Raw genomic sequence first — 26144 nt, forward strand, 5'->3', positions numbered from 1 at the left:
GCAAGTATAGTCTGATAGGTATAGTGCCTTTACGACACTATTTTATAAATATCACGCAGGTTACGCCCCAGGCCATTATAATCCAGGCCATACCCCACCACAAAATCGTTAGGTATAGACTTAGCTACGTACTTTACATCGAGCTTATGCTGCAAGCAATCCGGTTTTAATAATAGCGAAGCCACTTCTACTGATGCAGGTCCTTTTGCGCGTAATTGATTGATAAGGTTATGCACAGTATGGCCAGTATCAACAATATCTTCCAGCACTACTACATGGCGTCCCTTCACATCTTCTGTCAGTCCCAGTACTTCCTTTACATTTCCGGTGCTTTCCATATCTCTGTAAGATGACAAGCGGATAAAAGAAATCTCACAAGGTATTGATATGCGCTTCATCAGATCTGATGCAAACATGAAAGAACCATTCAGCACAGCCAGGAAAAGTGGGTTTTTGCCTTTATACTCCTCGCTGATCTGCTCGGCCAGCATTGTAATACGGGCTATTATTTCTTCTTCGTATAGGTAAGTGCTAAAGTCACAATCATGAAGCGTAATAGTACGGGGATTCATAGTATGGGTGTTGGTGAGTTGTACAAAGGTAGCATAATTAAAAAAGAAGCCCAACGTAAACGCCGGGCTTCTTTATACTTATAAGTTAAGTTGGGGTTACTTTGCAGCAACACCGGCTATAGTTACTGTTTTTTCAGGATTTACAACCTGACCAGTTGCAGGAGTCTCCTGCTGTATTTCCATGTTTAATTTAGGTTCTTCCGGTATAGCTGGTTTCTGCTCCAGGGCAATGTGTGGGGCAATTACCAGTGATACGATAGACATCAGCTTGATCAGGATGTTCATTGACGGACCAGAAGTATCTTTGAACGGATCACCTACAGTATCTCCGGTTACAGATGCTTTGTGCGGATCAGAGCCTTTATATTCCATTACGCCATTGATCATTACGCCTTTCTCGAAGGACTTTTTCGCGTTATCCCAGGCACCACCGGCGTTAGACTGGAACATGGCCATCAGTACACCAGATACAGTTACACCTGCCAGCAAACCACCCAGGATCTCAGCAGAAGGAGTATCCTCGAACACGCCATACAAACCAAAACCAACTATAAGCGGAACTATAAGGGCGATAGCACCCGGCAACATCATCTCTTTAATGGCAGCCTGTGTAGAGATAGCCACACATTTTTCGTACTCTGGCTTGCCTGTACCTTCCATAATACCCGGAATTTCGCGGAACTGGCGGCGTACTTCGTGCACCATGGCCATAGCTGCTCTACCTACCGCCGCAATTGCCAGCGCCGAGAAGATGAACGGGATCATGGCACCAATAAACAGACCAGCCAGTACAGGCGCTTTGTAAAGGTCAATAGAGTCGATGCCTGCAATGCCAACGAAAGCTGCAAAAAGCGCAAGCGATGTAAGGGCAGCAGATGCAATGGCAAAGCCTTTACCGGTTGCAGCCGTAGTGTTACCTACCGCATCCAGAATATCAGTTCTGCCACGTACTTCTTTCGGCAATTCGCTCATTTCGGCAATACCACCGGCGTTATCGGCAATCGGGCCAAAGGCATCAATAGCCAGCTGCATAGCGGTTGTAGCCATCATACCGGCGGCTGCAATAGCCACACCGTATAAACCAGCTGCGGCATAAGATAGAACTATACCGGCCGCTAACACTATAATAGGCAACACAGTAGAGTGCATACCCACTGCCAAACCAGCGATAATGTTTGTAGCATGACCAGTTGAAGATTGCTGCACGATAGAGTTAACAGGCTTTTTACCCATGGCTGTATAATACTCCGTGATGATACTCATAAGTGTACCAACCACCAGACCAACTATAACTGCCAGAAACACATCGTTTGCAGAGAAATCGAAGTTACGCAGGTTCATCTGCTCCGGCAGCATCCAGTGGATTACAAAGTAAGAACCGATAGCTGTAAGTATAACCGAGATCCAGTTACCACGGTTTAGCGCAGCCTGTACATCGCCACCTTCACTTACACGGATGAACAGCATACCGATCAGGGAGAAAACTATACCCAGACCTGCTATCAGCATTGGAAGTATAACCGGCGATAAACCACCGAAATTATCATTTGCAATTACTTCGCGGCCAAGCACCATCGTGGCAAGTATAGTTGCAACGTAAGAACCAAAAAGGTCGGCACCCATACCAGCTACGTCGCCTACGTTATCGCCTACGTTATCGGCAATGGTGGCAGGGTTACGCGGGTCATCTTCCGGAATACCAGCCTCTACTTTACCTACAAGGTCAGCACCCACATCGGCAGCTTTGGTATAAATACCACCACCCACACGGGCAAACAAGGCTATACTTTCAGCACCCAGCGAAAAACCAGTCAGTACTTCCAGTGCACGCTCCATCTCGATACCGTTTACATCAGCACCGGTGCTGTGCACAAAAACATAGTACAGAACTATAAACAGCGAGCCAAGACCAAGCACAGCCAGACCAGCCACGCCCATACCCATTACCGAGCCACCTGCAAACGATACATTAAGCGCACGAGAAAGGCTGGTACGAGCTGCTTCGGCAGTACGCACATTTGCTTTAGTGGCAATGCGCATACCTATAAAACCGGCCGTAGCCGAGAATACAGCACCAATAATAAAGGCTATCACGATGGACCAGTGCGATTTTTCGCCGGTGGCACCCAGATAGCCTAAAAATATACTTGCTATTACTACAAAATAAAACAGCACTTTGTACTCTGCTTTTAAGAAAGCCATAGCCCCATCTGCAATGTGGCGCGCAATCTCTGTCATGCGTTCGTTACCTGCAGGCTGCTTCGTTACCCATGCCGACCGTATAAAAGTATACAGTAAGGCCGCCAGTCCAAGAGCAGGAATCGCGTAAAGAATATTTTCCATTTAAAAGGGTTAAGAGTGTTTAAGGTTAAAGAATATTTGAATATAGCTATTAAAGAAATGAGTTTGGCTTGAAAATTCCAAATATTTTTACCTGAAAGCGTGTTTGCAGCGCTGCAGCTATACTTCTAATTCTGAACAGGTTGAAGCTATACTTTCCTCAAACAGGCTTAGCTATCCTTTAAAAGCATAAAAGCGCGGCTTTGAGGCTGCGCTTTCTGTTCGTTAACCATAGAACTATAGTTTTATTTTTGGATTTTAGTGCCCGGGTATCCGTACCTCTTCCACTCTCCCTTCTCATATAGTTCTGCTGCTTTCTTAGCATTCCTTAGCTCTACAACCTTTGATGGATTTATTTTTAACTTTTTAACTACATCAGAAAGCTCTGCTAACACTTCATCTTCAGCTTCATTATTGTAGAACTCTATATGTTCAATAGGATATTCATCTTCTCCATCTAACAAGGAGACAAAAATATATTGCCTATTTTTCAGTAAAGTAACTCCAAAGCTGTGTCCAGCTTCTTTCTTAATTAAAAATTGGTAGAACTCTTCATAAACATTGACTGGAATTGATAAATCACTTGAAAATTTATCAATATTTAACTGTGTAATATCCATCACTCAAACTTCTCTAACTTCCAGACTCTCTAACTTCCTATAGTTTCTCCATCAACACCTGGTATAGTTTTACCATGCTTACTATATCGTTTTTATTTACGATCTCATCCGGAGTGTGCACATTGTCTTCGGGGGCACCAACAAAGCACCAGTCCCAGGGGTAAGCAGCTTTTTGCAGTTCTTTGGCATCGCTGCCGCCGGCTCCTTCTACCTCCAGTTGGTAAGTCACTCCAGCCTCTTTGGCAATGCTGATGATCTTCTGCACATAAGAACGACGTGGGATCAGGCTGTCGCGCATAGAGATAACAACACCTTTGCCCGGTTGTACGCCTTCTGTAACCCAGGTAATATCTGCAATAAGCGCCTGTCGCACGTGGTAATGCTCATAAATATACTTGGCCAGGTAAGCTACAGAGCCTCCGCCATGTTCTTCCCAGCAGCTAAATGCTATAATGCCGTTCTCCAAGGTTTCAGCCAGTTTCAGAGCTGCCCATACACCCAGTCGGTTATCCATATAGCAACTTTGTACGGTTTCATCTGTCTCCCTGAAATCACATTTAAATACCAACTCTGTGCCTCGCTCTATCTCCCGATGATAGTCGTAAGATAACTCGCCTTCTTCTTCGTCATACTTAAGTGTGCAGGTAATGTCTCCCTGGCTGTCGGCACCTGTTAAAGTATAGCCTGTTTTGGTAGCAGGCCCGCCAATGGGCACTAACTGGTGGCCGTAGCGCACGGTAAAGCCAATCGAATCCATGTGGGCAAAAACAGCTGCGCGGGGCTCCCCGAAAACGAGTAAAATACAATCCTGAAAATCTTCGTTATTTACTATAACAGGTTGTACCTTCCACTGAACTTTATATGTTTCGATATAGTTTAGCAGGAAGTCAGTCATATTTTTTTCGTTGCCTGACGGAGCATGTATCTGGCAAAGTTGTTTCAGGAGTTGCATGTTCGTAGATTTGGGTTTGAACTCAAAAATAGTATAAAAGTTGTACATTCATTTCCTATCCTTACCGGTAGTAAGTGGCGCAATTAAAAATAGAATTTTACTATTTCACATGAAGAAGTTTTTATACATCACCATTGCTTTATTTTTACCTGTGCTGGCTACGGCTCAGCACCAGGAATCTAATGGTGATACGACTGCTATGCGCCAGGTTACCATTGAAACGGTTGATGTGATACCTGCTGCCGTGAAGGTAAAAGGCATGCTGCTGCTTAACAAAGAAATACAGTACGAACTGGAAGGCGCTGTAGACAACATGTACAACTTTAAGTATGAGCGTGCTGAGAAACAGTTTAAATCGTTGCGTCGCCGTTACCCGGAGCACCCGTTGCCATACTTCCTGATGGGCCTTAGCCAGTGGTGGAAAATTGTGCCTACCAACATACAGACGCACAAATACGATAAATTGTTCTTTGCTTACATGGATACCACCATACAAAAAGCAGAGGAATTATACGATAAAAACGAAAATAACACTGAAGCCGCTTTCTTTCTGGCAGCAGCCAATGGTTTTGCGGGCCGACTACACTCTGAGCGCAGCAACTGGCGTAAAGCTACCGTGCACAGTAAACGTGCTTTAGAGTATATGGAGATTGCCAAGGCTGGTAATGGCCTGAGCCCTGAGTTCCTTTTTGGTGAAGCTCTTTTCAACTATTACTCTATCTGGATTCACGAGAATTATAAAATGCTGCGCCCGGTGCTGATGTTCTTCCCGGATGGAGATAAAAGACTTGGCTTAAAGCAACTTCGCCATGTTGCCAACAACGGTTTTTATACCGGCACCGAAGCCAAGTTCTTCCTGATGAAGATTTACGCCAACGAAGAAGGCAACCTGGAAGAATCTATGAAAATAGTACAGTCCCTTGCTACTAAGTACCCGGACAATGCTTATTTCCAGCGATTCTATGCCCGTATACTTTTTGTACAGGGTCATTTCTCCATGGCAGAACGTATCTCGCTGGATATCCTGCACAAGCTGGATCAGAAAATGCCGGGCTATGAGGCAGTAAGCGGCCGTTATGCATCCTATATACTGGGTTACATCAATCAAAACAAATACCGCGATCTGGAGAAAGCCAAACAATATTACCTGGAGTCCATCATGTATGCCGAGATGACCGACGAGCGTGATTCCGGATATTTTATCAACTCTTATCTGAATCTGGCACGTATCAGCAACCAGTTAAAAAATAAATCTCAGGCAAAGCGGTATTATACCATTGTGCTTAACTCTTCTGAGAAAAAATCGGCTCCTTTTAAAGAGGCTCGTACTTTCCTGAAAGCTAATAAAAAAGTTAAGTAAACAGCTCGAGAAAGTTGTTGGTATGTGCCTGTACTGAGTATTGTTGCTGCATCCACTTACGTCCGGCTTTGCCCAATTTAGCTCTTACCACAGCATTTTGTAATAACTGTTCCAGCTTTTCATACCACTCCTGTTCGGTGCTGCAAGTATAACCTGTTATACTATCTGGTATCGCGGTTGTATTTGCTCCAACCGCTGAGGCGACAACAGGAATACCTAATGCCATATATTGTAGGGCTTTAAAAGCACATTTACCCTTTGCCCATTCTGTATCGGGTAATGGCATTACACCAATATGTAGCTGCAACAGGTCTTCAATTTCAGATTCATTGTTCCAGGGTATAAATCTCAGGAACTTCAGATTTAAATCAGGTTTACGGTCAGCGATAACTATAAACTCAAAAGTGTACTTCTGTTCCAGTTCCTGCAGCACAGGTTCGATTAGTTTTAAATAGGGCAATGTAGAGTGCGAACCGATCCAGCCAATTGTTACCCGTTCCGTTTGCTGATCTTTTAACTTATTATACTTTGTAACTGTATCTAAAACGGTTGGCAAGTATACAGCTGCTGCGTTATACTTCAGCGCATAGTCCTTCAGGTAATCATTACCACAACTTACTTTATAGCTCCAACTAATAAGCAGCTTGGTTTTGTGGTGCCATTTATACTTTGCTGCAGCGCTATTATCATCTGTAGTATTTGGCAGCCAGATAGCATCATCAAAATCAAAGATGATCTTTTTGCGGAAGGCTTTAGCAGCCAGCCATTCAAACCAGGGTGGCCCTACCGGAGTGGCTTCACGGTGAGTAAAAATGTAATCATACGCTGGCAGCTTGGTTAGCAAGAGCAACCTCCTGAACATACCTTTAGCCAGACCAGTTATTTTTTTTAGGGTATGCCCCTGCCTGTAAAGGATATCCCACGTTCCAGCATCCCAGAACGGAGCTACTTTATAGTTTATACGTTGCTCTTGCAGCACAGGCAACCACTGCTCCACCCTATACCTTTGCGAAGCCGCTTTACCCACCGGATAAGGAACTACAAACAATACTTTCATAGCCCTTTTTGCTGCAACTGGTTAAAAAAGTACTCATAAGCCGCCCTGACTTTATCAGGTGACCTATACTTTACTGCAAGTTTTGGTATTTCATGACGGTGTGCCTGGTCCTGAAGTATAGTTTGTATCTTCTGAAGTGCCTGCTTTATACTTTCTTGCTGCTGCAGGTTAAACAATGCCCCACCACCTTCTTTTGTAATAATGTCACTATCGTCGCCGATGCCTTCCGTCAGCAGCACAGGTAACCCATTTGCCCAGTACTCCCCTATTTTAACCGGCGACAGAAACCTTTTGGAAGGCGCAGGTTTATAAGTGGCAAAGGCAAAATCAGCTGCAGAAAGATAAGCCGGCACTGCTGCATGTTGCAGAGACGTTACCTGTACCTTACTCAGGTCTAAGTTATACTTCTGCAATTGCTGCAAAATTTCGTGCTCCGGCTGCGGCGATAAAATTAGCAGCCTAAAATCCGGAATCTCCTCGAAGCATGTTCTGTAAATTTCAAAGGCTTCGTTGTTGTAATACAGGCCGCCATACTTACCAGCATAAACACCCACTAGTGTGTTCTCCCAACCTAACTGCTTTCGCACCTTGGCTCTCATTTGTGCATCAAACTCAAAAAGAACAGTATCAACTGAACAAGGTACTGCCACAACATTAGCAGCGGGTATTCCTTCCTGTAAAAGGATTTTTTTAAAGCCCTCAGTAACCGGCATTAGTCCAGCTGCGCGCTTCTTCTGCAGGTTTTCCCAATACTTCTGCATGTTATACTTAAGCCTGAACCTGCTCCACACACCTGATTCCAGCATATAATCGGCGTGCGGTTCAAAAAGCGTAACAAAGTAAGGGATGTCTGAATTTCTTAAAGCTTTATCTGCTACAGACCCGGCCGGAGCACCATGCGCCACAACTACATCAATCTCTTCATCTACTACAACCTGCCGCAGCGTTTTATAGCCTTGCCTGTAATCCGATATCTGGTTTAAAACCCTGCTTTTATGCTGTGATGATAAGATTGGCAGCCATTTTACTTTAGGATTACAAAGTATAGACTTCACGGAAGCATCAACGGGAGTATATACTTCATCCTCAAGCGTGAGAAAAATAATCTTAGTGATTTCCTGAAAGCTTGCCAATGCTTGTAGATGGGGCAATACCGTCGAAACAGTAAGTCCGTCTTCTAATTTCCAGCGACAAAGGAAAGCGATATTCACGACAGGTAGTATTTATACAGTGCTTCTAATTTAGTTAAGTAGATGTCCTTTTGAAAAGCCTGCGTTCTTGCCTTTCCCGCTACTGAAAGCTTCTCTCTTAAACTAAGGTTATCTCTTAACTCTTTTACCTTTGCAGCACAATCTTCCGGTTTACCTAGATCAAAGAAAAGAGCATTACCACCTGTAACTTCCCTATTAGGTGCAATATCAGAGAGCACACATGGTAAACCTACCGCCATAGCTTCTATTATTGCTAAGCTCAGCCCTTCGTAAACAGAGGAAAGTATAAACCCATCATATTGGTTTAAGACCTCATGCACATTATTACAGCCCCCTTTCAGGCTAACTTTATTCAGGTTCTTTTCTTTTATAAAAGCCTTAAGCTCAGAAAATAAGGGGCCATCGCCAATAATATCAAGGTATATTTCTTCATGCCTTAAATGCTCAAAGGTCTGTAATAAGTAGTCATAGTTCTTTGCTGCTCTTAAACTACCTACCGCCACTAATTTAAAAGCCCTCGAATCACTTATACCTGATTTACTATTTACCGGAAGATTAAATTCGTCTTTTATAAAGTTATGTAGTATGGAATACCTCGAACCAACGTTTATAAATTGCTTATAATCCTCAGCAACTGCTTCTGACACAAAAATCATATGCTGGCTCTGCTTATAGGTGAGCCGCTCCAGGTATAAGCTTAAACGATTCGGCAGAAATGCATCCTGGCTGAGCAAACTATGCACCGTAGTAATCAATTGAACTCCGGCCGGTTTTGCCAATCGCGCAACTATAGCCGGCCAATAATGGTGTGCATGTATAAGTTCTACCTGTTCTTCTTTAACTATCTTTCTTAACCTGAAAGCGCAGCTGAGCAGATTATACTTACCTTTATAACCCAGGCAATATACTTTAGCTGCTTTTACCTGAGGCAGCAAAGTCTCCGGCGGCCGCATGTAAACTACTACATGCCTATACTCTTCCGTAAAGCCTTTAAGTGACTCTGTAAACAGTACTTCCGCCCCACCTACCACCAGCGATTCTATAATATGTAGTACTGTAGCTTTCAAGTTATCTTTGCTAATGGTAAATTACCTCTCCGTAATTTAATGTAAGGTGGATAAGCCAAAAATACTATTTATCGGCGACTATTGCAGAACTGATTACCTGCGCATGCTGGATAAATCAGTAAACGTCTGTGAATTTTGGTTTTTATACTATGCATCGCCTGACGAAGAGCAAAATAAGGCATATCTGCCATACGGGAGGGCTATTTACTGGTCAGATTACGGAAGCGCTCAGGATTTATTAAAGGCTTTAACGCCTGCGAAAGTGCTTTTCCTGTACCTTGATACCTACCATGCAGTGGTGCTGAATTTAGCTTGTAAAGAAGCTGGCATACCTACTTACCACCTGGAGCATGGCATGCGTGCAGATTATGGCATTGCTTATAAGGCATCTAACACTCCTGAAGTATACCAAAAGTCATTCGCAAAACTCCGGAACCTCAGAAACATTTTATATAATTTGGGAGACCGCGTAAAGGCCCGATTATTTATTAAAAACAGTATTCAGAAACTTACTGGGGAGAATGCTGCTTTTGCAAAGGAATTTATAGCTGTAAGAGGCAAAAACAATTACTTAGAAACATTCCGGCTTTTGCCATCCCCGAAGCGTATTGCAGCTAATTACATTTCATTCAGTCCCAAAGTATACCAGGTTCACCAGCAACACGATCATCTTGCTCCTGATCAGAAAGTATATTTTATAGGTGTGCCTTATTTTGATGCACTGGCTGCAGTCACGCCAACTACACCTCAACAAGCAATACTTTTTATTGATCAGCCTCTAGCGGAGAAAAAACTTCTGCAATGGACTCCTGCTTATAAAAGAACGTTTGTAGAGCAACTGACAGGTATAACTTCAGGGTACAACTATAAACTATATGTAAAACCTCACCCTGAGCAGGATCTCACTTTCTGGCAGCATACCACTAATGTTGAACTGATTGATGATGCCCAATTACAGAAAATTTGTGGAAGCATTCCCATTGTGATGGGCTTCTATTCTACTTACCTGATGCCTTTTGCCGCATTTGAGCACACCACTCTGATCACATTAGAAAATCATCCGGCAGGTAAATTGAATCTATCAAAGCCATTTACAGATGCAGGCGTAGCTCATTCGGTTTATACTTTAGATGATCTGCCATGGGCTCTGGAAAACATTGCAACACTACATCAGCACCAACTGCCAAATAAAAAGCAATTTGAAGAAGACTGGCTATACAAATTTGATGGCAAAGCTGGTGAACGTTTGAGAGCTATACTTACAGGCCACAGCCTATAAAACAAAAGCGTCTGCAGGTATAAATCTGGAGACGCTTTTGTTTTAATTTACTTGTTTTAAGCATTTGTTACTGTTTCGGCAGGAGTTTGGATTTTCTCTTTAAAGTATTCCAGTGTTCTCCTTAAACCTTCTGCGCGGTCTACTTTAGGTTCCCAACCTAATATTTCCTTTGCACGGGTAATATCTGGCTGGCGTTTCTGCGGATCATCTTTTGGTAGCGGCTGATATTCTACTTTCAGTTCCACCCCTGTCAGGTTACAGATTTCCTCAGCAAACTCTTTTATAGTTATTTCTGATGGGTTACCTACGTTTACTGGCATTGGGTAATCACTTAGCAGCAGGCGGTAAATACCTTCTACTAGGTCATCTACATAACAGAACGAACGGGTCTGCGAACCATTACCGAAAATGCTTAATGGCTCGCCACGCAGTGCCTGGCTCAGGAAAGCTGGCAATACACGACCATCATCCAGACGCATTCTTGGACCATACGTGTTAAAGATACGCACGATACGTGTCTCTAAACCATGGTGCATATGGTACGCCATGGTCATTGCTTCCTGGAAGCGCTTGGCTTCGTCGTAGCAGCCACGTGGGCCAACCGGGTTTACATTACCCCAATAATCTTCATTTTGCGGGTGTACCAGCGGGTCACCATATACTTCAGATGTAGAAGCAATAAGCATACGTGCGCCTTTTGCTTTAGCCAGACCAAGCAGGTTGTGCGTACCCAACGAGCCTACTTTCAAGGTCTGGATCGGAATCTTCAGGTAATCGATCGGGCTGGCCGGTGATGCAAAATGCAGGATGTAGTCGAGTTTACCTGGTACATGCACAAATTTAGATACATCATGGTGGTAAAACTCAAAATCCTTTAGTTTAAACAGGTGCTCTATGTTGTCCAGGTTACCTGTGATCAGGTTATCCATGGCAATGACATGATACCCTTCTTTTATAAATCTATCGCAAAGGTGAGAGCCCAGAAAACCGGCCCCGCCTGTGATGAGTACTCGTTTCTTAGCCATACTTATACAGTTGTCTTTAATTCTGTTACCGGCTGTTTTACGCCAATGCCATAGTAGGTGAAGCCTTTTTCTGTCAGGTCTTTGGCATCGTAAATATTTCTACCGTCAAATACTACTTTATCCTTCATCAGCTTGCTGGCCACGGTAAAGTTTGGCGAACGAAACTCCGGCCACTCAGTTACCAGCAGCAGCGCATCAGCATCAATCAGGGTTTCATATTCATCTTTGCCGTACTGGATGGTGTCGCCCAAGGTATGTCTGGCTTCTTCCATGGCAACCGGGTCGTAGGCTTTTACCTGCGCACCCTGCTCCAGCAGTTTCTTGATGATCACCAGCGATGGGGCCTCACGCATGTCATCTGTTTTTGGCTTGAACGACAGACCCCAGATAGCAAAGGTCTTACCAGCAAGGTTACCATTAAAGTGCGCACTGATCTTGTTGAACAGCACTGACTTCTGGTTTTCGTTTACTTCTTCTACTGACTTCAGCACACGCATCTCGTAGCCATTCTCGCCTGCTGTACGGATAAGTGCTTTCACATCTTTCGGGAAGCAGCTTCCACCATAACCAATACCCGGGTAAATGAATTTGTTACCGATGCGGGCATCCGAACCAATACCTCGGCGCACCATGTTCACATCCGCTCCCATGATCTCGCAAAGGTTGGCAATGTCGTTCATGAAGCTGATCTTGGTTGCCAGCATGGCGTTGGCTGCATACTTGGTCATCTCCGCAGATGGAATGTCCATAAAGATCAACGGGTGGCCGTTCATCAAAAATGGCTTGTAAAGTTTGGTCATCACTTCTTCGGCTTTCTCAGAAGCAACACCTACTACAATTCTGTCTGGTTTCAGGAAGTCTTCAATGGCCGCACCTTCTTTCAGGAACTCCGGATTGGAAGCCACATCGAACGGAATCTCCACGCCACGAGCGGCTAACTCATCTTCAATGGCCTGGCGCACTTTGTTGGCTGTACCAACCGGCACGGTGCTCTTGGTCACCACTACCATATAGTCATTCATGTTCTGGCCAATAGCGCGGGCTACTGCCAGTACATATTTAAGGTCAGCTGAGCCGTCTTCGCCCGGAGGCGTGCCAACAGCAATAAATGCGGCATCGCAGCCCTGGATGCTGGTGGCCAGGTCAGTGGAAAAAGAAAGGCGCTCTTTCTGCGTGTTGCGCAGCACCATTTCTTCCAGTCCCGGCTCATAGATCGGCAGCACGCCCTTCTTTAAGTTCTCTATTTTATTGGTATCGATATCGATACAGGTAACATCTATACCTACTTCCGAAAAACATGTGCCTGTTACCAGACCCACGTAACCCGTGCCAACTACAGCTATTCTCATAAGTCTATAATTATTTCAAATGCAAATTTATACTTTTATATAGTAGGTTATACTTTTAATGGAAGTATAACCACTAACTTTTCATCTAACTATCTGGAAGAAAAGAATTTTCCCACCAATACTGAAAGACCAATAGCATCCATACTTGTGTTTGTAAAGCACCGCCCGCACTTCCTTTAAACGACTGCCGAAGCTTTCTTATTTGCGCTACATCAAATAGCTGCTGCGCTTCCACTAACTCGTCAGACAGATATTGATCAACCAAACCTGCACCTTCTGTTTGCAGAAAAGAGAGTAAAGGTATCTCAAATCCTTTTTTAGGCCTTTTATATAACTCGGCGGGCAGCATGTGCCGGAAAGTATCCTGTAATATTCTTTTCTGATACGATTTATCTATTTTGGAAGCCACAGGCAATGAAAAAGCAAATTTCACTACCCTGTGATCTAAAAACGGGCTCCTGATCTCCAGGCTATTTGCCATACCCATCAGGTCTGTTTTAGGCAACATATCATTTGCCAGCACCAGTTGCCAATCGGCACACAGTACGCTGTTCAGGTCGTAATGGTTTCTGGTTAAGCATTCTAAAAGCCGACTTTTTCGGGCTACGTATAAACGGTTAACTGCTTTATTCTTATGCTCTGGTTTAAGCAAAGCCAAAGCCTGTTGCTCTTGTTGCCAGGTGGCCCATAGCCAGTAACGATCCGGAGCTGATAGCTTAGCCCCTGCTGCAAAGCGGTGTAACTGTCTTACTTTATTCGATATAAAAGAGTTTCTCGATTTAGGCAAATTCTCCCATAAAAAGCCCAGAGCGGTTACCAGTTCAGTTGTTGCCCCTTTTGTTTGAGCCTGCAGTTCCGCACGGTGCTTGTTATAACCAGCAAATAATTCATCAGCTCCGTCTCCGGATAAAACTACTTTTAACTGCCTACTTACCTGCTTACTTAAACTATAAACTGCCAGTGCTGAAGAGTCTGCAAATGGTTCGCTCAGCCCATCCAGCATACCAAAAATATTGGTATACAGATCATGATTTGTAAGTCGTACTTCGGTGTGGTTGGTGTTATACTTCCGGGCAACTAAGCGGGCATAACTTGTTTCATCAAAAAATGGCTGCTCCGGAAAGCCGACCGAGAATGTCTGCAAACTAGGTACCTGCTCAGATGCCAGTGCCACAACAATAGAGGAATCGATACCACCACTTAGAAAAGCTCCTACAGGCACATCAGAAACCAGCCTTTCGGTTACTGCCTGCTCCAGTAGTTGCCTTAATTTAACTTGCTGCTGTTTATAAGTTAAGGTATTAGACGCTGCTTTTTCGCCGTCGAAGGGTAGTTTATACCAGTTGCTGTCGTGTACTTTATTGTTTTTAACCAGAAGAAAGTGCCCCGGCAGTAGCTTTTTAACATTTTTAAGTATAGTTGCAGGAGCCGGAATGTAAGTTAGCTGCAGGTACTGAAAGAGTGAAGTATAATCCAGTTCTCGAGGCACACCCAGCGCCATTAAAGCCTTTAACTCTGACCCAAACAGGAATTTATCTGCATCTTTATAGTATAGCAACGGCTTTTCGCCAAACCTGTCGCGCGCAATAAAGAGGCTTTGTTCAGCAGCATCATAAATGGCAAAAGCAAAAAAACCATGTAACCGCTTTAAACACTCCTGCCCTTCTCTTATGTATAATTGTAGAATTACTTCGGTATCAGAATCAGTAGTAAACTGCTGCCCTTTAGCTATCAACTTTGCCTGAAGTGATTTATAATTAAAGATCTCGCCATTATAAACAATGGTATACCTGCCAGTGGTGTCGGTTAACGGTTGGTTAGCAGTTGCTGAGGGGGCAATAACAGTCAGGCGCTGATGAGCCAGGGCCACTTTATCCCGCACAAAAGTACCGGAAGCGTCAGGTCCGCGATGCTGAATGGCAGCTGCTGCCGCTTTTAACCGGTTAAATGCTGTTAAACCAGCTTCCGTGAAGGCAAAAACTCCTGTTATTCCACACATACTTCCTGTAAAGTTAGCTTTTTTATACTTCAGGCAGCTGCTATCATAGCACCGGATTAGCAAAAAGTAAGCTCGTTTACTTAAAATTAACAACCCACCTTCCTAATACAAGTATAGCTTTAAGGAGAACACCCTGTTTATAGTATGAAACCAGACTGGCTAGATACCAACGAGTATCCTTTCGAATCTAAATACTTACAACTAGACTGCGGCAAAATGCATTACATAGACGAAGGCGAGGGCCCTGTTATTGTAATGGTACATGGTACGCCAGCCTGGTCGTTTATTTACCGTAACCTGATCAAGATCCTGCGCCCGCATTACCGCTGTGTAGCGATGGATATGATTGGGTTCGGACTTTCAGATAAACCTGAAGATTTCAGTTATAAACCGAGAGCACATGCAGCTAACTTCGAAAAGCTGATGGAGCACTTACAGCTAAAAAATATAACCTTAGTGGTTCATGATTTCGGCGCTCCCATTGGCCTGGCCTATGCTCTTGACCATCCTCAGAATATACGAAACATAGTTATGCTTAACACCTGGACCTGGTCCTTGTCAAAGCACAACACGTTTTCAAAAGCAAGTAAATATCTGGTTGGGCCATTGGGTAAATTCTTACATTCTAAAATGAACCTCTCGACTGGCGCATTGGTAAACGAGCTTTTTAGCGATGCCCATAATTTACCACAACCCATACAAGATCAGTATGTGAATGCCTTGGGCTCACCTGAACAACAGGTGCGCTCACTTGCCTGTGCCCGCGAATTAGTGGGTGTCAGCAAATGGTATGAAGAGTTATGGCAGAAACGTAAAAGTATACAGGATATCCCAACGCTTATACTTTGGGGTGAGCGTGATAAACTTGTAAAAATTGAAGCCCTGCAAAAATGGAAGCGCTTTTTCCATGAATGCTATGTAATACATTTTGAGGAAAGTGGACACTTTTTACAGGAAGAAAACGCTGAAGAATTAGCTGGCTATGTGAGTAATTTTATAAAGGAAGAACAAAAGAAACGTGAGCCGGCATTTTAAACTCAAGCCAAAACAACATTAAATATGAAAACGAATAAACCTCTTAAAGAAGCAATACTTAGAGCACCCGAATCAACAGAAGAAAACAATCAATCGCAGCAGGAGCAACTATATCATATGGGTGACATTTCACGCCCAGGAGGCGAAGCAAACAAACCGCATACCCCACAGGACCTTGTAGATGAAAGAGCACGCAATTGTATGGAGTCGTTGCACAACCTGCGGGAGTTGGAGTATGATGTGGAGAAAATAAAGAAGAGTAAACTGTAAGGTTTATAGTTTCAACCATAGTTTCTTTATTGCCATTTCACGCCTTTGCCAGAGCTAAATCCAAAATAATGGTTTCGTAGCATGCGGAGCGCCTATAATTGAATTGTAATCCCGAGCGTGGTCGAGGGATCTTATATGCCCTATAGTCCAGGTTTACAGTTCTCTAACCTTAGCTATCCTTTCATAGTTTCTTCCTATCCTGGGAGCTTTATTTGCCTACCGTTCTATAGTTAGCTTGACTCTCTCGGGACGAGCGGCCCCGTCTTCGGGCATCGCGCTGCTGATTTGAAGCTACCCTCGCTGTGCTCGAGTTGCCTGCGGCACCGCAATAAATCAAAGGCGCTCCACCCAAAGACTGTGTTCTTTCGATAGCTATAGTTCTTGTTAGGTAGAGGTGTTATAGTTATATATCTTTCTCGTGGTGGTAGGTTCGTAGGGACAGGTCGCGACCTGTCCGCTCACAGGCTGTAACAATGAAACTATAGCTTCAACTATAGCAGTTACAGAACTGTCCCCTTGAGGACAAGTGAGAACGGGAGTTCGAAACTTGCGACCGCAGGTCACAGGGGTGCTGAAACAGTAACTATGAAACTATAACAGCAACTATAGCAGTAACATCCCCTTTTGACAAGAGGGGAAGGAATGGTTGGATTACTATAACTATAGCAATTGCAAAACTCTTTCCTCTGACACACGAGAAGATTAGAAAGCGGTAAACTATAGAATTTATACAAAAATCTTCCCTGGATTTAGGATACCATTCGGGTCGAAGAGCTGTTTTATACCTTTCATCAGGCGTAGTTGTATCTCGTTCAAAGCAATACCAATATATGGCCTTTGCACCAGGCCAATGCCGTGTTCTCCTGAAATTGTTCCTCCCAATTGCACCACCAGCCTGAAAATCTCTTTTATACCTTCGGGTAATTTGTGTTGCCAGTCCTCATCGCTCATATCGCCTTTTATGATGTTTACATGCAAGTTTCCATCACCAGCGTGGCCGTAACAAACTGATTTAAAGTTATACCTGGCTCCTATTTCTTTTACACCATGTAACAGTTTCGGTAATTCAGCCCGTGGCACTACAGTATCTTCCTCTTTATAAACCGAATTCGCTTTAACTGCATGGGCCACATTTCGCCGCAGGCGCCACAAGTCTTCTTTCTGCTTTTCTGTATCCGCTACCAATATCTCGTCTATATCGAATTGTTCCAGTACCAGGTATACCTGTTCTGCTTCTTTAAACAACTGATCCATGTCGTTTCCATCCAGCTCTATCAGCAAGTGTGCCTGTATATCTGCCGGCAAGTTCACATCAATGCCCAGGTAGCGACCTGACCACTCAATAGCATCACGCTCCATAAACTCAAGCGCCGACGGAACTATACCCGCCATAAACAATTTAGAGACAGCTTCACAAGCCTGCTCCTCGTCACGAAAAGGCACCAGCATTACAATATTCTGTGGCGGAAATGGTATAAGCTTAAACACAATTTTAGTAATAACGCCGAGAGTCCCTTCGCTCCCGATCATCAACTGTGTAAGATTATAGCCTGTAGCGTTTTTAAGCACGTTGGCACCAGTCCAGGTTATTTCACCGGATGGCAACACTACTTCCACATTCAGTACATAATCTTTAGTTACGCCATACTTTACAGCTCGTGGCCCACCACTACTCTCACTAAGGTTACCGCCTAAAAAGCAGCTGCCTCTACTCGATGGATCAGGTGGATAGTATAAACCCTTAGCAATAACAGCCTCCTGGAATACCTGGGTAATAACACCCGGCTCTACAGTTGCCTGCAGGTTACGTTCATCTATAGTTACAATTTTATTTAGCCGCTCTGTAGAAAGTATAACTCCCTGATGTACAGCTAGTGCACCGCCACTTAGGCCAGTACCAGCTCCACGAGGCGTAACCGGGATCAGATTTTTATTGCAATACTGCATAATAAGGCTGATCTCAGCAGCGTTCGCAGGTTTAAGAACAACTTCAGGAGCGTAACGAAGATCTTCTGTTTCATCGTGGGTATAGCGGAGCATGTCATCAGCAGATGCTGGTAAAATTACATTTGCATCTCCAACTATAGCAGCGAAGGCAGCAACGGCTTCCGGAGTAACAGTGTTAAATTTCATTTTTAAAAAGCATGGGCATTGGCTATATTAGCAGACCCTATTATTTTATTTACTCACCTTCCTAAAGTAACGTTTTGAAAACAGCTTTTACAACTTCCCTCTTATTTATCTTTTTTATTATCCTGATGGCTTCCTGCCAGTCATCACAGCCGGTATTCAGTAAACGTGGCGACACCTACAAATCAGCGCGTGAGATTGCAGAAGAAAAACGCCAGGCCCGTAAAGCCCGGAAGCTGGCTCGCAAGAGCGGTAAAGCCGACCCTACCTTAGCTTCTAAAGACCGTACAAGCCGCACACGCATGCGTGCCAGCGGAGACATAGAGAAAGTAATTAAAACTGCCCGCTCTTTTACCGGTGTACCATATCGTTGGGGCGGCACTACCCGTGTAGGCATGGATTGCTCTGGTCTTTTGTGTACTTCTTTCCAAAGCATAGATGTTAAGCTGCCCCGTACATCAGAGGAGCAAAGCCGTTTTGGTAAAGAAGTTAAAATTAAAAATCTGCAGGAAGGTGATCTTGTCTTCTTCGGGGCCAACAAGTATAGCAACCAGATTACGCACGTAGGCATGGTTACTGAAGTTATAGACGACACTAATATTCGGTTCATTCATGCTTCCACAACCTTAGGGGTTATTGAGAATAATCTCTTTTCGGAGCATTATCAGAAGATATTTATTAAAGCGATAAGGCCTGCAATTTAAAGTTCTGAATTCTTCATCTATTAAATTATCCAATTATAAAAATACAAGTATACTTGGTTATAATACAAAATTATACTATAAATTGATATTGATTTAATTCATTCTACGTACTTATAAGTAGTCGTAACATATTGCACACTAACTACTTGCAAGTACTATGAAACATTTTTACATACTCCTGTTCTTTTGCGTTGGTTTACTGTTACAAGTACAATTGGCATGGGGACAGGGCGCTACTACAGCTGCTATAAATGGTACAATAAAAGATCAGAGCGGCACTCCACTACCTGGCGCTACAATCATTGCTGTACACAACCCCACTAACACACAATATGTAGCCACTACCAATGCCGAAGGATATTACAATATCCAGAACATGCGTGTAGGTGGCCCTTATACTGTCCGTACGTCGTATGTTGGTTATCAGGAGCAACGCTCAGAAAATATAACTCTTACCCTTGGTCAATCTTCGCGGATTGATTTTACCCTCTCAGAGAGCAGCCGCGAGCTTGGTGAAGTGGAGATTATAGGGGAACAAAACGAAATCCTAAACCAGGACCGCACAGGTGCAGCTACTAACGTATCAAGAGAACAAATAGAGCGGCTTCCTACATTAAACCGAAGTCTTCAGGACTTTACCCGTCTTACTCCACAGGCCTCAGGTAACTCTATAGCAGGTACTAACAACCGCTATAACAACATTACCATAGATGGTGCGGTTAACAACGACGTGTTTGGCCTTTCTTCCAGTGGTACACCGGGTGGCTCTGCAGGAACACAACCTATCTCGCTGGACGCCATCCAGGAAATACAGGTGGTGGTAGCCCCTTATGATGTAAAGCAAGGCAACTTTACGGGTGGTGGTATAAATGCTGTTACCCGCTCCGGTACTAACAAATTTTCAGGATCTGTTTATGGTTTTGGGCGTAACGAAGAGATTATTGGTAAAGCTGTTGAAGGCCCTCGCGTAAAGGCCGATGAATTTAAAAACTACCAATATGGCGCACGTATAGGCGGGCCTATACTTCAGGATAAACTGTTCTTCTTCTTTAACTATGATGCTACCAGGGTCACAGAGCCTGTTCGTTTTGCACCTGGCTCTGCTGAATCGCAGATCGATCTTGAAACAGCAGAGGAATTGGCAGGATTTGTACAGGAAACTTATGGCTACGATGTCGGCTCTTTCGGAACTATAGACCGTGATACAGAAAGTAACAAGTTCTTCGGAAGGCTCGACTGGAACATAACCAATAACCATCAGTTAACCTTACGCCATAATTTTGTAGATGCTTTTGACGATAACATCTCCAGAACACGTAGCTTTATCCGGTTCGGTAATAATGCTTACCGGTTTAACAGCAAGACCAACAGCTCTGTACTTGAACTTAACAGCCGGATCTCCAACGAGATGTCTAATAACCTGATTGTTGGTTACTCACGCATCCGGGAAGAAAGGGATGTAGCCGGAGAGCTTTTCCCACAGGTAACTATAGATGACCCGCTTGGTGTGTTTGAATTTGGTTCTCAGCGTTCATCTACTGCCAACGAACTTGACCAGGACATTGTTGAGTTTACGGACAACTTCTCATACTTACTCAACAAACATAACTTTACCATCGGTACGCACAACGAGTTTTTCAACTTCCGGAACCTGTTTATTAACAACTTAAATGGTCGCTGGGATTTCAGAAGCCTTTCTGATTTCTATAATGATAACCCTAACCGTGTTCGTGCCAGTTATTCACTCACCGAAGATGAACGTCCGGCAGCAGAATTTGATGCTATGCAACTAGGTGTTTACCTGCAGGATGAATATACTGCATCAGAAAGACTAAAACTTACTTTAGGCCTTCGTTTAGATGTACCAATATTCCCTGACGAACCGGAAGAAAATACAAAACTGGAGAGTGACTTCGCAGACATCTATCCAGGTTTGGAAACAGACCGAACTCCATCCGGAGAGTTTTTATGGGCACCACGCTTTGGCTTCAACTTCACCCCTACTGTTGATCGTACTTTCCAGATACGGGGTGGTACAGGTATTTTTACAGGACGTGTCCCTTTTGTGTGGCTGTCGAACCAGTTTGTAAACACAGGAACTATACTGGCAACTATAGACCAGCGTAATCCTGAAACGTTCATTTCTGACCCTGAAGATCAGCAGAGTGCCGGCCCTCCAGCCGCAAGAGTAGAAGTAAACGTCATCAGCAATGATTTTGAAATTCCGCAGGTATGGCGTAGCAACCTGGCTTTTGATTATACTTTGCCTTATGAAGTTATTGCCACTGTAGAAGGTATCTATTCAAAGACTTTGAATGATGTCGTGTATAGTGACCTGAACCTTGTAGCACCAACAGAAACCCTACCTGGTCAGCCTGAACGCTTTGTGTACCCAGCTGCCCGCCGGATAAATAACGATTATACCAACGTTCTGCTTCTTGATAATACTGACGAAGGCTACAGGTATAACCTTACCGGGCAGCTTCGCAAAGATTTCGATAATGGGTTACAAACTTCGTTAGCTTATACATATGGCAAGTCAAAAGACGTGAACAGCGGCACAAACTCTACTGCACTTTCTAACTATGAATTCAACCAGATTGTAAACAACCCAGGCAATCCAGAACTCTCCTACTCACGTTACGACATACGGCACAGGATAATTGCAACCGGAGGATATACCTTTAAATTCGGTGAAAACTTTGCTACAGGTGTATCCTTGTTCTACCAGGGCCAGTCCGGGTTACCTTTCACATACTTATATAATGGTGATATTAACAACGATGGCAACTTCGGTAACGACCTGATTTATATTCCCCGGGATGCCAATGACATCAACCTGATACCGATAGTAGATGACGATACAGATGAAGTATTATTTACCGTTGAAGAACAGCGTGAGGCTTTAGAAGCTTTTCTGGCAGACGATGATTACCTGGATGACAACAGAGGTGGGTATGCTGAACGCAATAGAGCCAGAATGCCATGGACGCATCAGGTTGATTTCCGCCTGCTGCAGGACTTTTATATTAATGCCGGCGACAACCGCCATACTATACAGGTCACGTTTGATATCTTCAATATAGGTAACCTGCTTAACCAAGACTGGGGCCGACAGTACTTTGTAAACAACAGTGCAAACGAGATAATCCGTTACGAAGGCAGAAGCGATGACGGCAATCCAGAATTCACTTTCAACCCGCGCAACCGCGCGTACAACATCTCACAGTTTGAATCCAGATGGCAGGGACAGTTAGGCCTGAGGTATATCTTTAACTAAAGTGGTGTTATAAAAAAGAAAAGCCCCGCAGGTAATTTACCTGCGGGGCTTTTCTTTAAAAACATACTAATTAGTCTACATATAGGGCAAACTTACCATTTGCTCCTTTAATGAAAACCATTGTACGAGTTATATTACCGCCTTTGTAAGCAGCAAAAGATACTTCATACTTCTGCTCAACTTCAGCATTTGGGAAAAGCACATCCAGACGAGCCGCGATAGCTGCTGCGATTTGCTCATCGCTCCAATAGTTAGTTGAATTAGGATTTGACTGATAGAAATTACCAAAATCTCTTAAATTCTTCCTGTTTAATTCAGTGCCAAATCCATTTGCATCATCACCAATCCAAGCATAATCTGCAGTTACGAATGCATAAGGAATAGAAAGATCCGGCTCCCAAACATTAGCTTTCTTCTTGAACTTCAGAGAAGCTTTTTCAACAGCAGTTGCTGCTTCAACCCATTTTGATCCGTCATATACCATTATTCTCAACCTCTGTACAGTAGCAGAGCCAGTATAATATGTAAAGCTTACATACTCTACAATACCTTTTCTTACAATTAGGTTATTATTAGTATAGTAGTTAGTCAGGAACTGGTTGAAGTAGTTAGTAAGAAGAGCATCGCTGTTTGAATCGAAGTTTCTAAACTGACCGTTTCCAGTCGCAGTATACTCTGCATCAGATACATGGTAAATATTCTTCCAAGCTCCATTTAAGTAGAAGAAAGAATCTTTCTGAGTAGTAACAGTACCATTTGCATCAGACATTTTATATGTTAATGCAACCAGTTGTCTTTCTTGAGGTGTTGGATACTTTGTCGCCAAATAAGTAGCAATATCACTTTCAGCTGTAAAGTTACTTGTAAGTTTACCCATTGCTGTATATTCTGCATTTGATACGGTAACTCTAGCAGCAATAGATGTTGTATTATTATACTGAGGATAAGACAACACATTATAAGTAACATTTACCGAAGCGCCGTTACCAAGGTGTGGATAGTTCTTGTCCAGAATAGCAGGTATTAACGCTGCAGCTTCATCCTCATTAACGAAGTATAAGTTTTTTGCAACGTGAGGCACAGTTGCATCCTTTGAATATACTTCATAATCAGCCTTCTTAAGTTCAGTTGATACAGTAACTTTATCTGAAGTCTTTGCTTTATCTAGTTCTTCGTATACATCCTCCATTGGGTCACAAGCTGTGAACACCAACATTAAAGAGGAAAGAAGATATACTAACTTTTTCATCTAAGTATTTATTAGAAGTTAATTTTTAATGTAGTTGTCCAGGTTCTGCCTGTACCAAAAAATACTGTTGCGTTAGATGCATTGCTAACATCTGGTCCATCTTTTACAACATCAAATGTAGCCTGAGCATCTGAAATATACTCAGTGTTCAGTACGTTGTTCACGTTACCGATTAGAGATGCATTTAAACCTGCTACTTTAAATTTGAATACAGCGTTCAGGTCTAGTAACTGGTAAGTTGGCACTTCCCATACTGATAGACCTTCTTCACCTAGAGTTGTTGGGTCGAAATCTGCAAAGAAATCACCGTAGTAGTTGTAATCAACACCAACTTTCAGTTCTTCAAGTACATTGATATCAAGGCCTAAAGCACCTGTAGTTTGAGCAGCATCACCAACTTTAACATCTTTCATGTACATAGCATTGATTGTCTCTATCTCGTTTCTGTCTTCGTCATAAAGTGTAACAGGACCAAGATTGCTCTGCCATGTCCAGTCGCCTACTGATACCATACCTCTCAGGCTTACTTTAGAAATAGGACGGTATTCGAAATCAAGTTCTACACCTTGGTGTAATGCATCTACACCAAGTAAGTTAGCAAAGTATGTCTGGCCATCAACCGTTCTAGACTTAGTGAATGATCTGTCCATCCAAGAAGTTCTGTAAAGGTTAATGTTAGCGTTAAGTTTTGTTGTTCTGTAACCGTAACCTAACTCGTAGCTTAGAATTTTTTCGTTCTTAGCATCAGGGTTAACATCGTTTTTGTTGTTCAGGAAAACAGCATTGAAGAAAGGAGCTTTCTCGAAGTAACCTACGTTTGCGAACACGTTATGTGCTTCAGTCAGGTTATAGTTAGCACCACCTTTTACCTGGTATCCGAAGAAGTTCTGGAAATCAGTTTCACGTGCTTCGTCAGTGTTAAGGTAGTTGAAGTAGTCAATTCTCTTGTAAGAAGTGTTAGAAGCAGCAAGAGAAACAAAAGAAGAAAGTGGACCTGACTTGTATTCACCTTGTAAGAAACCACCTTCCCAAAGTACAGTACCCTGGTCATGATAGTTATACTTGTCACCTACTTTATATCTTCTGTTAGGGTTGTTTTTATCTCTTGCATCAAGCACATAGTCAGCACCTAACAAGTTAGTAACTTCTTTAAAGTGAGTGCCTTTGTAATAACGAAGGTCAACACCACCTAATAGGTCAAATTTTTCGTTCAGTGACTTCTGGTATGTGCTTAGTACACCATACCACTTGTGGTCATTTCTTGAAGCATTCAGGAAGCCCAGTGCACGGCCATCTTCTGAATTCAGGTTAGATTGGTAAACACCATCTAAATCATAAGGAGTTAAAGAACCTTTACCACCAATTCTGAAATCGTTCAGGTTACCTGTGTAGGCACCACCACCACCAGTACCGATAGACACATAAGCAGCAGTTGATAAGAATGAAGTCTCATCAATAGTCCAGTAATGGTTTAGAGAGAATTGTGGTTTGTGGTAGAAGTTATCTTCTACGTTTACAACTTGTCCATTCAGGTAACCCCAGTCTGCGTTATACTTTAGTCCAGCATCTGCATTTCTGAAATTTTCAATTGACTGTCTGTTCTGACGCTGGCCGTGACGTTGTGGAGCACCAAAACCAGTTAAAGAAAGCGTGTGCTTGTCATTAATCAACTTAGAAACGTTGAAGAAATAGTTATAAGCTTCGAACTGAAGACCTTCAGCCCAACCATTACCCTCTGTTTTAGAAGCTGAAACTGAAACTGCCCAGTTATTTTCTAATAAACCAGTTGAGTAATAAAGTCCCATTTTGTTATAGCCATCGTTACCGATACCATAAGTAATGTTACCACCTTTGATTGCGTCTGTGCTTCTTGAAATAATGTTGATAGTACCACCAATTGAAGGTACAGCTACTTTAGAAGCACCAAGACCTCTTTGTACCTGCATAGATTTTGTAGCATCTGTTAAACCAGCCCAGTTAGACCAGTAAACTCTACCGTTTTCCATGTCGTTTACAGGCACACCGTTAACCATTACAGCAACGTTCTGGCTCTGGAAACCACGAAGGTTGATACGAGAATCACCGAAACCACCACCTGCTTTAGTAGCATAAACACCTGGCGTTGATTTTAATAACTCAGGAAATTCCTGGTTACCTACTTTTTCAACTATCACCTCACTAGTGATTGTAGAAATAGCAACTGGCGTTTCTCTGTCAATTGCGTAGCTGTTTGCAGTTACAAGAATTTCACCAAGTGAAGACTCGCTTGGTTGAAGTGAGATTGTACCTAAATTTTTTGTACCGTTTAGGCCTGCGATGGAAATCTCTTTCTGAGTAAATCCAACGAAGTTGATAAGGATTGCAGTTGCATTGGCATCGTCTACTTTTAAAGTAAATGTACCATCTGCAGTTGCAGGAACAGCAATGCTGGTTCCTTTAAGGATTACTGTTGCTCCTGGAAGAGGATCTTTTGTAGTACCGTCTACAATTTTACCTTTTACAGTTCCCTGAGCAAAAGCACTTACCACAGTAGTAAAACTAATTACTAATGTAATAAGGAAAAGTAAACACTTTTTCATGTAACTAATTTTGGTTGATTGGGTTGAAAGATTATTGGATTATTAAACCGACATTTAACTTTCCGG

The 26144-nt window shown here is 43.1% G+C and carries 19 protein-coding genes; 6 read left to right on the top strand and 13 right to left on the bottom strand.

Annotation, left to right across the window (positions count from 1 at the left end; all coding sequences use genetic code 11):
• Positions 1-29 precede the first annotated feature (29 nt).
• The 4 genes from hpt to MJ612_RS10780 all read right to left on the bottom strand — a co-directional run bounded on the left by hpt (position 30) and on the right by MJ612_RS10780 (position 4484).
• Positions 30-572 carry a hypoxanthine phosphoribosyltransferase gene (gene hpt / locus MJ612_RS10765; protein ID WP_187033477.1) on the bottom strand — a complete coding sequence of 181 codons (543 nt, stop codon included), beginning with the start codon at positions 570-572 and terminating at the stop codon, positions 30-32.
• A 96-nt stretch (positions 573-668) separates the two neighbouring features.
• Positions 669-2915, bottom strand: a complete 2247-nt coding sequence (locus MJ612_RS10770) for a sodium-translocating pyrophosphatase (RefSeq protein WP_187033478.1) — start codon at positions 2913-2915, stop codon at positions 669-671.
• 242 nt (positions 2916-3157) lie between these two features.
• Positions 3158-3532, bottom strand: coding sequence for a hypothetical protein (locus tag MJ612_RS10775; protein WP_187033479.1), 375 nt, complete (start codon positions 3530-3532; stop codon positions 3158-3160).
• A gap of 37 nt (positions 3533-3569) precedes the next feature.
• A complete protein-coding gene (locus tag MJ612_RS10780; RefSeq protein WP_187033480.1) occupies positions 3570-4484 on the bottom strand; it encodes a M20/M25/M40 family metallo-hydrolase in 915 nt (304 codons plus the stop codon).
• A 109-nt stretch (positions 4485-4593) separates the two neighbouring features.
• On the opposite strand from MJ612_RS10780, the gene MJ612_RS10785 reads away from it, so the two are divergent.
• Positions 4594-5844, top strand: a complete 1251-nt coding sequence (locus tag MJ612_RS10785) for a tetratricopeptide repeat protein (RefSeq protein ID WP_187033481.1) — start codon at positions 4594-4596, stop codon at positions 5842-5844.
• Here MJ612_RS10785 and MJ612_RS10790 read toward each other — a convergent pair.
• From MJ612_RS10790 to MJ612_RS10800, 3 genes are read right to left on the bottom strand one after another with little or no spacing between them, the layout of a single operon-like run.
• The gene (locus MJ612_RS10790) at positions 5837-6901 is read right to left on the bottom strand and encodes a glycosyltransferase family 4 protein (protein WP_187033482.1); all 1065 of its coding nucleotides are present in this window, start codon (positions 6899-6901) and stop codon (positions 5837-5839) included. The genes MJ612_RS10785 and MJ612_RS10790 overlap by 8 nt on opposite strands.
• Positions 6898-8112: a glycosyltransferase gene (locus MJ612_RS10795; RefSeq protein ID WP_187033483.1), complete on the bottom strand. Its 1215-nt coding sequence runs from the start codon at positions 8110-8112 to the stop codon at positions 6898-6900. Before MJ612_RS10795 ends, MJ612_RS10790 begins: the two co-directional genes overlap by 4 nt.
• Positions 8109-9179, bottom strand: coding sequence for a glycosyltransferase (locus MJ612_RS10800; protein WP_187033484.1), 1071 nt, complete (start codon positions 9177-9179; stop codon positions 8109-8111). Before MJ612_RS10800 ends, MJ612_RS10795 begins: the two co-directional genes overlap by 4 nt.
• 46 nt (positions 9180-9225) lie before the next feature.
• Here MJ612_RS10800 and MJ612_RS10805 point away from each other — a divergent pair, with 46 nt between their 5' ends.
• On the top strand, positions 9226-10458 hold the full coding sequence (locus tag MJ612_RS10805; protein ID WP_187033485.1) for a polysialyltransferase family glycosyltransferase: 1233 nt from the start codon (positions 9226-9228) through the stop codon (positions 10456-10458).
• A gap of 56 nt (positions 10459-10514) precedes the next feature.
• On the opposite strand, the gene MJ612_RS10810 is transcribed toward MJ612_RS10805, so the two are convergent.
• The 3 genes from MJ612_RS10810 to asnB form a co-directional block, all read right to left on the bottom strand.
• Entirely contained in the window at positions 10515-11483 is a 969-nt protein-coding gene (locus MJ612_RS10810; protein ID WP_187033486.1) for a UDP-glucuronic acid decarboxylase family protein, read from the bottom strand.
• A 2-nt stretch (positions 11484-11485) separates the two neighbouring features.
• Entirely contained in the window at positions 11486-12832 is a 1347-nt protein-coding gene (locus MJ612_RS10815; protein WP_187033487.1) for a UDP-glucose dehydrogenase family protein, read from the bottom strand.
• An 85-nt stretch (positions 12833-12917) separates the two neighbouring features.
• Positions 12918-14831, bottom strand: coding sequence for an asparagine synthase (glutamine-hydrolyzing) (gene asnB, locus MJ612_RS10820; protein ID WP_187033488.1), 1914 nt, complete (start codon positions 14829-14831; stop codon positions 12918-12920).
• Positions 14832-14975: 144 nt separating this feature from the next.
• Here asnB and MJ612_RS10825 point away from each other — a divergent pair, with 144 nt between their 5' ends.
• Together MJ612_RS10825 and MJ612_RS10830 are read left to right on the top strand one after the other, a co-directional pair.
• Positions 14976-15866, top strand: coding sequence for an alpha/beta fold hydrolase (locus MJ612_RS10825; RefSeq protein WP_187033489.1), 891 nt, complete (start codon positions 14976-14978; stop codon positions 15864-15866).
• A 24-nt stretch (positions 15867-15890) separates the two neighbouring features.
• Positions 15891-16136: a hypothetical protein gene (locus MJ612_RS10830; RefSeq protein ID WP_187033490.1), complete on the top strand. Its 246-nt coding sequence runs from the start codon at positions 15891-15893 to the stop codon at positions 16134-16136.
• 726 nt (positions 16137-16862) lie between these two features.
• On the opposite strand, the gene MJ612_RS10835 is transcribed toward MJ612_RS10830, so the two are convergent.
• Positions 16863-18269, bottom strand: coding sequence for an FAD-binding oxidoreductase (locus MJ612_RS10835; protein WP_187033491.1), 1407 nt, complete (start codon positions 18267-18269; stop codon positions 16863-16865).
• A gap of 74 nt (positions 18270-18343) precedes the next feature.
• Here MJ612_RS10835 and MJ612_RS10840 point away from each other — a divergent pair, with 74 nt between their 5' ends.
• Together MJ612_RS10840 and MJ612_RS10845 are read left to right on the top strand one after the other, a co-directional pair.
• A complete protein-coding gene (locus MJ612_RS10840; protein WP_250419122.1) occupies positions 18344-18970 on the top strand; it encodes a C40 family peptidase in 627 nt (208 codons plus the stop codon).
• A 157-nt stretch (positions 18971-19127) separates the two neighbouring features.
• Positions 19128-22250 (top strand): TonB-dependent receptor, encoded by a 3123-nt coding sequence (locus MJ612_RS10845; protein WP_187033492.1) that lies wholly within the window; start codon positions 19128-19130, stop codon positions 22248-22250.
• 70 nt (positions 22251-22320) lie between these two features.
• Here MJ612_RS10845 and MJ612_RS10850 read toward each other — a convergent pair whose 3' ends face one another.
• Together MJ612_RS10850 and MJ612_RS10855 are read right to left on the bottom strand one after the other, a co-directional pair.
• The gene (locus MJ612_RS10850) at positions 22321-23499 is read right to left on the bottom strand and encodes a hypothetical protein (protein ID WP_187033493.1); all 1179 of its coding nucleotides are present in this window, start codon (positions 23497-23499) and stop codon (positions 22321-22323) included.
• 11 nt (positions 23500-23510) lie between these two features.
• Positions 23511-26078 (bottom strand): TonB-dependent receptor, encoded by a 2568-nt coding sequence (locus MJ612_RS10855; RefSeq protein ID WP_187033494.1) that lies wholly within the window; start codon positions 26076-26078, stop codon positions 23511-23513.
• Positions 26079-26144 lie beyond the last annotated feature (66 nt).

Origin of the sequence: Pontibacter deserti (genome assembly GCF_023630255.1) — a bacterium.
GTDB classification, from domain to species: domain Bacteria; phylum Bacteroidota; class Bacteroidia; order Cytophagales; family Hymenobacteraceae; genus Pontibacter; species Pontibacter deserti.